6 protein-coding genes are annotated in these 6,758 nt (G+C 37.9%); 3 read left to right on the forward strand and 3 right to left on the reverse strand.

Annotated elements, in window-relative coordinates; all coding sequences use genetic code 11:
- Positions 1-174: 174 nt before the first annotated feature.
- Positions 175-1,476 carry a metal-dependent hydrolase family protein gene (locus B6A32_RS18405; RefSeq protein ID WP_085306382.1) on the reverse strand — a complete coding sequence of 434 codons (1,302 nt, stop codon included), beginning with the start codon at positions 1,474-1,476 and terminating at the stop codon, positions 175-177.
- Between the two features lie 219 nt (positions 1,477-1,695).
- On the opposite strand from B6A32_RS18405, the gene B6A32_RS18410 reads away from it, so the two are divergent.
- Complete coding sequence (locus B6A32_RS18410) at positions 1,696-3,726, forward strand: S9 family peptidase (protein ID WP_085306383.1); 2,031 nt, start codon at positions 1,696-1,698, stop codon at positions 3,724-3,726.
- A 425-nt stretch (positions 3,727-4,151) separates the two neighbouring features.
- Here the strand turns inward: B6A32_RS18410 and B6A32_RS18415 are convergent, their stop codons facing one another.
- A complete protein-coding gene (locus B6A32_RS18415) occupies positions 4,152-5,132 on the reverse strand; it encodes a transposase (RefSeq protein WP_085306384.1) in 981 nt (326 codons plus the stop codon).
- Between the two features lie 221 nt (positions 5,133-5,353).
- Between B6A32_RS18415 and B6A32_RS18420 the strand changes: the two genes are divergently transcribed.
- Entirely contained in the window at positions 5,354-5,593 is a 240-nt protein-coding gene (locus B6A32_RS18420) for a type II toxin-antitoxin system ParD family antitoxin (protein WP_085306385.1), read from the forward strand.
- Entirely contained in the window at positions 5,593-5,886 is a 294-nt protein-coding gene (locus tag B6A32_RS18425) for a type II toxin-antitoxin system RelE/ParE family toxin (protein ID WP_085306386.1), read from the forward strand. Before B6A32_RS18420 ends, B6A32_RS18425 begins: the two co-directional genes overlap by 1 nt.
- Positions 5,887-6,183: 297 nt before the next feature.
- Here B6A32_RS18425 and B6A32_RS18430 read toward each other — a convergent pair.
- A partial coding sequence (locus tag B6A32_RS18430) for a transposase (RefSeq protein WP_408607684.1) occupies positions 6,184-6,758 on the reverse strand: 575 nt, incomplete at its 5' end.

Here is a 6,758-nt window from a genome sequence, read left to right on the forward strand (position 1 = left end):
AAAAATTAAAATACCCACTTAGCAGCAGATGTTGCTAAGTGGGTATTATTAGGTTTTTTATGTCATTCAATCTTAAATACTTTAATTAATAACTTGGTTAAATAATAGAGCCACCTCTCATTAATGGCTCTACCTTCCTTACAATTTATAACAATTCCCTTTCGCACTTTATCATTATTGTTGTTTAAATACTTTGCCACCTTTCATAACAAAATCAACATCTAAAAGTTCTTCAATATTTTTTAACGGGCTATTATCTGTAGCAATAATATCAGCAAGTTTGCCCTCTTCTATTGTACCAAGCTTGTCGCTCATATTAATAAGATCAGCGCCATTAACCGTTGCCGACTTTAAAATGTCGGAGGTAGACATACCCGCTTTGTGCATTAATACAGCTTCTTGAGCATTAATGCCGTGACGTGATACACCGCTATCGGTACCAAAAGCAATTTTAACGCCCGCTTTATAAGACTTTCTAAAGTTCTTCAGCATATCGCCACCAACACGAAGGGCTTTCTCTTGAATAGGTCCCGACATAAAACCGTCATTTTCTGCCATATGAACCACTGTATCGCCTGCAAGCAAGGTTGGTACTAAATAAGCACCGGTCTTTTTAAATAGCTTTAAGCTTTCTTTATTTGCATAACTCCCATGTTCAACGCTATCAACACCCGCTCTTAACGCCGCGTTAATGCCGGCAGCAGCATGGGCGTGACTCGCAACTTTTCTACCTAAGCCATGAGCCGTATCAACAATTTCTTTTAGCTCATCGTCTGTCATCTGCTGCCCTGTGCCTGTATCGGTATCAGACAACACACCACCCGTAGAAGAAACTTTAATTGCATCAGCACCATATTTAATCGCTAAACGCGTTATTTTTCTACATTCGTATGGCCCATCACAAATAGTTTCAGAAGATTTTATATCTAGCATATCTGGTGACATACCATCGACATCTAAATGACCACCCGTAATAGAAACGCCTGCCCCAGCAATTATACGAGGACCTTCAATCCAACCTTTATTTATACCGTCTCTTAACGCATACATTTGTTCAGGGTTACTCAATAAATCTCGCACGGTTGTGAAACCCGACATAAGTGTTATTTTGGCAAAATGGACACTTTGCATTGCAATATCGGCATCTGAAAGTTGAACTGTATCTTGAGTATTATGTGCACCGAACTCTGTTTGCAAGTGCACGTGCATATCCATCAAACCAGGCATAACAAAACTTTTAGATAAATCGATAAGCGTTGCATTGTTAGCAAAATTTGATGCCGGTAAAAAACCTTTTTCAACAGACAAAATTTTACCATCTTCAATAACAATGGTTTGTTTATTAAGAGGTTTTTCGCCTGGCACAGCTAATAATTGCCCAGCATGTATCACCTGTGTTTGTGCAACAACTGAGTTACTTAATGCTAATGCCAAAGCACCAGCTAATATGCTAATTTTATTCGATTTTATATTCATATATAGACCTTTTATAAGTTAACTATTGAGTATTTGCAACTGCCAAATTTCATCAAATAGTTGATTGGTTTCTGTTGCTTTTTAAATGAATATACCTATCGACACATAAAATGTAAATATAGATTCACATTAAATTTTATTATATGATAAGCTGTTTAAAAATAAATCCAACTAGCCTGTATAATTAGTTAACTAAATAAAATAAATAAAGGTTTTTATATGAAAAAATGTATATTGTTTGCACTTCTGTCAAGCCCCGTCGTGTGTGCGTCTGCGTTAGATAACACCCTTAAATTAGAAGACGTATTTTCCTTAGAGTATGCATCTGCTTTGCAGGTTACTGCTAAAGGTGATGAAGTTTATTTTGTACGTAACTATATGGACATACATAGCGACAAAAAACTGGGTAATATATGGAAAGTTGATCGCGATAAAAATCTAACTCCTGTAACTAATGGGTTACATGCAGATTATTCACCTATTCTTTCGCCTAACGAAGATAAGCTTGCGTATATATCCACAGCCAGTGGTAAGCCTCAAATTCATTTTAAATGGTTAGCAACCGGTCAAACCGGACAAATGACACATTTAAGTTATGCCCCTTCAAACTTAACTTGGTCGCCAGACGGTAAAACAATTGCTTTTACCCAGTTTGTTGAAGGTGAAGCAAAATCAGCACTAACACTTTCAGGTATGCCAAAAGGTGCTAAATGGGCTAAACCAGCTATTTATATTGATGATATTTATTATCGTGCAGATGGTGCTGGCTATACTAAACCTGGTAAAACACATATATTTATACTCTCTGCTGATGGTGGTGTCGCCCGCCAAGTAAGCCAAGGAGATTTTAATCATAGCGGCGCTCTTAGTTTCAGCAAAGATGGCAAAGCTATTATTTTTTCAACAAATAATCGCCCTGACGCCGATCTTGAACCCCTAGATACCAATGTATTTAGTCTAGATATTGCGACGAGTAAGTTAACACAATTAACTACACGCAATGGCCCTGACAATGCCCCTAGTGTTTCACCAAATGGTAAAATGATCGCTTATACTGGCTCAGACCAAAACTATAAAAATTATGAAAATACTGAGCTATACATCATGAACATTGATGGCTCAAATAAGCGTTCATTAACAGCGTCATTTGATCGTTCAGTTAACGATATTCAATGGGCAAGTAATAACAAAGGTATTTACATGAGTTACGCCGATAAAGGTGAAACTTACGTTGCATATCAACCAGTAAAAGGTAAGCGCAATATAGTTGCAAAAAACATTGGTGGTTTATCTTTTGGTCGACCTTACTCAGGCGGACAATTTGATGTGGCTGATAATGGTACTATTGCATTTACCTATTCTCACCCGCAAAGCCCGGCGAATGTTGCGATAACAAAGCGCAATAAAACCTCGATATTAACACAACTTAACAACGATGCCTTAGCCCATAAAACACTCGCTAATGTTGAAGAAATAAAAGTTAAGTCTTCATTTGATAACCGTGATATTCAAGCATGGGTTGCCTACCCTCCTGGATTTAAAGAAGGCAATAAACAAGGTAAAAAATATCCTTTAATTTTAGAAATACATGGCGGTCCGGTGACTAATTATGGCCCGCACTTTTCAGCCGAAATCCAATTAATGGCGGCGCAAGGTTATGTAGTTGTTTACGCTAACCCACGCGGGAGTGATAGTTATGGTAAAGAGTTCGCGCAAATAATTCATAATAACTACCCAAGTCAAGATTATGATGACCTAATGTCGACGGTTGACGCCGTAATCGCCAAAGGATTTATTAATGAAGATGAACTATTCGTTACCGGCGGTTCAGGCGGTGGGGTTTTAAGTGCTTGGATAATAGGTCATACCGATAGGTTTAAAGCTGCGGTAGTAGCAAAACCAGTAATAAATTGGTACAGCTTTTTACTTACTACTGATATCTACCCGTACGTTTATAAAAATTGGTTTACCAAAAAGCCATGGGAAGATGCTGAAAACTACATGAAGTATTCACCTATTAGCTATGTAGGCAATGTTAAAACTCCTACTATGTTACTAACTGGAGAAGCTGATAACCGTACACCTATTTCTGAAACAGAGCAGTTTTATCAAGCACTAAAATTAGAGGGTGTAGAATCAGCAATGGTAAGAATTCCAGACGCTCCACATGGCATATATAAACGCCCTAGTAACCTAATGTCTAAAGTTGCTCATATTTTATGGTGGTTTGAAAAATATAAAACAAAGTAATTTCACAACGTTAATTCGATAAAAATTAGTTTTTTCAACTGACATTAAATCGATATATACAAGTCTACAAACTAAAAAACGCTGTTAAAGATTTTAATCTCTAACAGCGTTTTAATTTATGTCGTTTAATGTTTATCACTTCGTATGCTATACAAACAGTTACTATACAATACGATTAAAATTTATTAAAAACCGATATCTATTCTGCCGCGAACTATGCTGCCGCTAATTATGCCAGCCATGATAAATAAAACGTATAATCATGAAATATTAAATAGTTATTTACATAAAATTTTAGCTGGTGTGTTAAGTTTACTGACCCTGAATTGTAATTTTGCGCGATATACGTACTTTTCATTAAATGCAAGCTGCATTAATTTTGTCCCCTTTAAGGAAACATAAATAAAGCCTGGGTTAAAAAAACTTTATGCGCTATTTAAACAAGCTTTAGCATTCGCCAAACCATGCGCTCGCTGCAATCCTACATGCTCTGTAAATGCACATAAATGCTCTGCACTACCCGCGGCACCTGTGAAGATACCTTCAAAGTTCGTCGTCAGTTTCAACCAGCTTTCATCACTGATGTGTAACCTATTCAGTATCGCGGTGGTTTCTGAATTAATCGCTCCACGTTTGTCCTCTCTGAGTATTCGGCCCGTTTCATCTACTAGCGTTAAGTAATCTTGTAGGCTAAAACAAATACCTGTAATTCTATCTTGTTGTTCATTACCAACAAAAGGCAGTAATGCCTTGGGTTGTGTCCCTTTGATAGCGGCTTTAATGCGGAGTTGTATGCTGGTGAAATCTGATTGCTCTGGTGTGGGGGCAATAGCAGCACGGACAGGGTTTAAATCAACATAAGCCATACACGACAATAACGCGCCTTCATCAAGTAATGCTTGTGATTGAAAACGCCCTTCCCAAAAATGCCCTCTACATTCATCCTCTTTGTTTGCTTGTCGAGCAATAGGTTCATTCAGAGAGCGCATAAACCAACTAATGTCCATTAAACGTTGTTTATAAATATTTGAAGTATCTTCCACTATCTCCCTTTCGTATTCATTAAGCGTCTGTTGCTGCTGGTATTTCCTAGTCAGGTGAGTACCTTTGTACAACTGATGCCAGCGGCTAAGTAACTCTATTGTCGACCAGTTATCGACTTGCGCTGTGTCAACATGCAGCACGAGGTGCAAGTGATTGTGCATAACAGCATAAGCACAAATATCGATGGAAAACACTTGAGATAATTCAAAAATTCGCGCTTCTATCCAATCGCGCCTGTGCTCATAATTCACGCCAGTTGCTTCATCGACACCACATAAGAATGCTTTTCGTACGGTGCGGCTTAGAATATGGTAATACGGCGTATCTGACAAACTGATTTGTTGGGAACGGGGCTTTGGCATAACAATCTCTACACTTCGCTAAGTAAGGTTCATTAAGTGTAGTTTACTGATTGATATATGAGCAGGTTATTATGGGTGGCCTGATAAAATTAGAGGTAAATGACCGTTGGTTAAAATAGGCGACGCAGGAGCAAAACCAACTGTTATTTGTCCTTTTAAGTGACTTGTTGTGTTTTTTATACCATAATATATTACATATAGGTACTTATGAGGTTTAAATTATGGCTAAAAATACAAGTGTTACACTAGGCGATCATTTTGATCAGTTCATAAACCAACAACTTAACACTGGTCGTTATGGCTCAGCAAGTGAAATTGTTAGAGCCGGATTAAGAGCTTTAGAAGATCAAGAAGCTAAGCTTTTAAATTTACGCAATATGTTAATCCAAGGCGAACAAAGCGGTGTTGCCGAATACAGCTATGAAAGTTTATTAACTGAATTAGATGAAGATAACCATTAATGAATAAGTTTGAATTATCTTCGAAAGCCAAAACAGACTTAATTAAAATAGCTAAATATACCCAAACAACTTGGGGACTTACCCAGCGAAATGATTACCTAAAAGTATTAGATAATACGTTTCATTTATTAGCTGATGATCCTGAGCTAGGCATTAATTGTGATTACATTAGACAAGGTTACAGTAAATATCCTCAAGGTAGCCATGTAATTTATTACAAAGAATATAAAAACAACCAGATCTTTATCGTGCGTATATTGCATAAAAGTATGGATGTTAACTCCGCATTCTAAGTAAAATAATCGTGGTAGGAACGACCTATTACTAGGCCGACCCCACACAGATCCGGACGTGCGGAATTTAAAAGAAAATATTAAAATGACACTCATCATAAATACAATCTAACTATATAGCATCAATATTTTAATTTTTTGTTAGTTGCCATGAACAAAAGTCGCTATTGGTTATAAGTAACAGGAAAATTATCAACTTACCGCCTAATATGCACTAAAAAATCAATATCTTGGTATGTATCCCCCTCAGGCAATGACTCATTCTGTTCCTGAAGCTTTGAATAGTAACTCGTGTATTTACGCAAAGAGTTTTTTGCAGTGGCTTAAGTTTTGTCGTCGTTTGAGCTGTTGATGTTCGCAATAATCACTGAGTACATCTTCGCGCCCTATTGCGCCATGAAACTGTGTTTTAAATTCAGTGGTGATGATTAGCCAGTTTTCAGGTGATATGTTTAATCGGCTTAGTATGTTTGGTAGGTTTTCGTCGATGTAGCCGGGTTTATCTTCTCTGATACAACGACCGGTGAGTTCGATTAACTGTAAATAGTCAGTCAGCTCAAACGGTAGGCCTTTGGGCATGCTTTCTCTGGGGTTGCCAACAAAGGGCATGAGGGTTTTGGGTTGTTGGCTTTGTGTGGCTTGCTCGCAGCGCAATTTAACACTGGTGTGCGCTGAATCTTCTGGGGTGTTGGCGATATTGGCGCGAATGGGGTTTAAGTCCACATAAGCCATACAAGCAGCAATGGCGGCTTCATCTAGTAAAGCTTGAGATTTAAACCGACCTTCCCAGAACCTGCCTGTGCAGTTATCTTCTTGGTTGGCGGCTCGTGCAATGTGTTCGTTGATATAGCCCATAAACCAGCTGATTTTCA

This window comes from Colwellia polaris, from assembly GCF_002104515.1.
Lineage (GTDB): Bacteria > Pseudomonadota > Gammaproteobacteria > Enterobacterales > Alteromonadaceae > Cognaticolwellia > Cognaticolwellia polaris.

Bases quoted from the DNA above. Each gene is read 5' to 3' on its own strand.
- B6A32_RS18405 (WP_085306382.1), bottom strand. From the start codon at position 1,476: ATGAATATAAAATCGAATAAAATTAGCATATTAGCTGGTGCTTTGGCA.
- B6A32_RS18410 (WP_085306383.1), top strand. From the start codon at position 1,696: ATGAAAAAATGTATATTGTTTGCACTTCTGTCAAGCCCCGTCGTGTGT.
- B6A32_RS18415 (WP_085306384.1), bottom strand. From the start codon at position 5,132: ATGCCAAAGCCCCGTTCCCAACAAATCAGTTTGTCAGATACGCCGTAT.
- B6A32_RS18420 (WP_085306385.1), top strand. From the start codon at position 5,354: ATGGCTAAAAATACAAGTGTTACACTAGGCGATCATTTTGATCAGTTC.
- B6A32_RS18425 (WP_085306386.1), top strand. From the start codon at position 5,593: ATGAATAAGTTTGAATTATCTTCGAAAGCCAAAACAGACTTAATTAAA.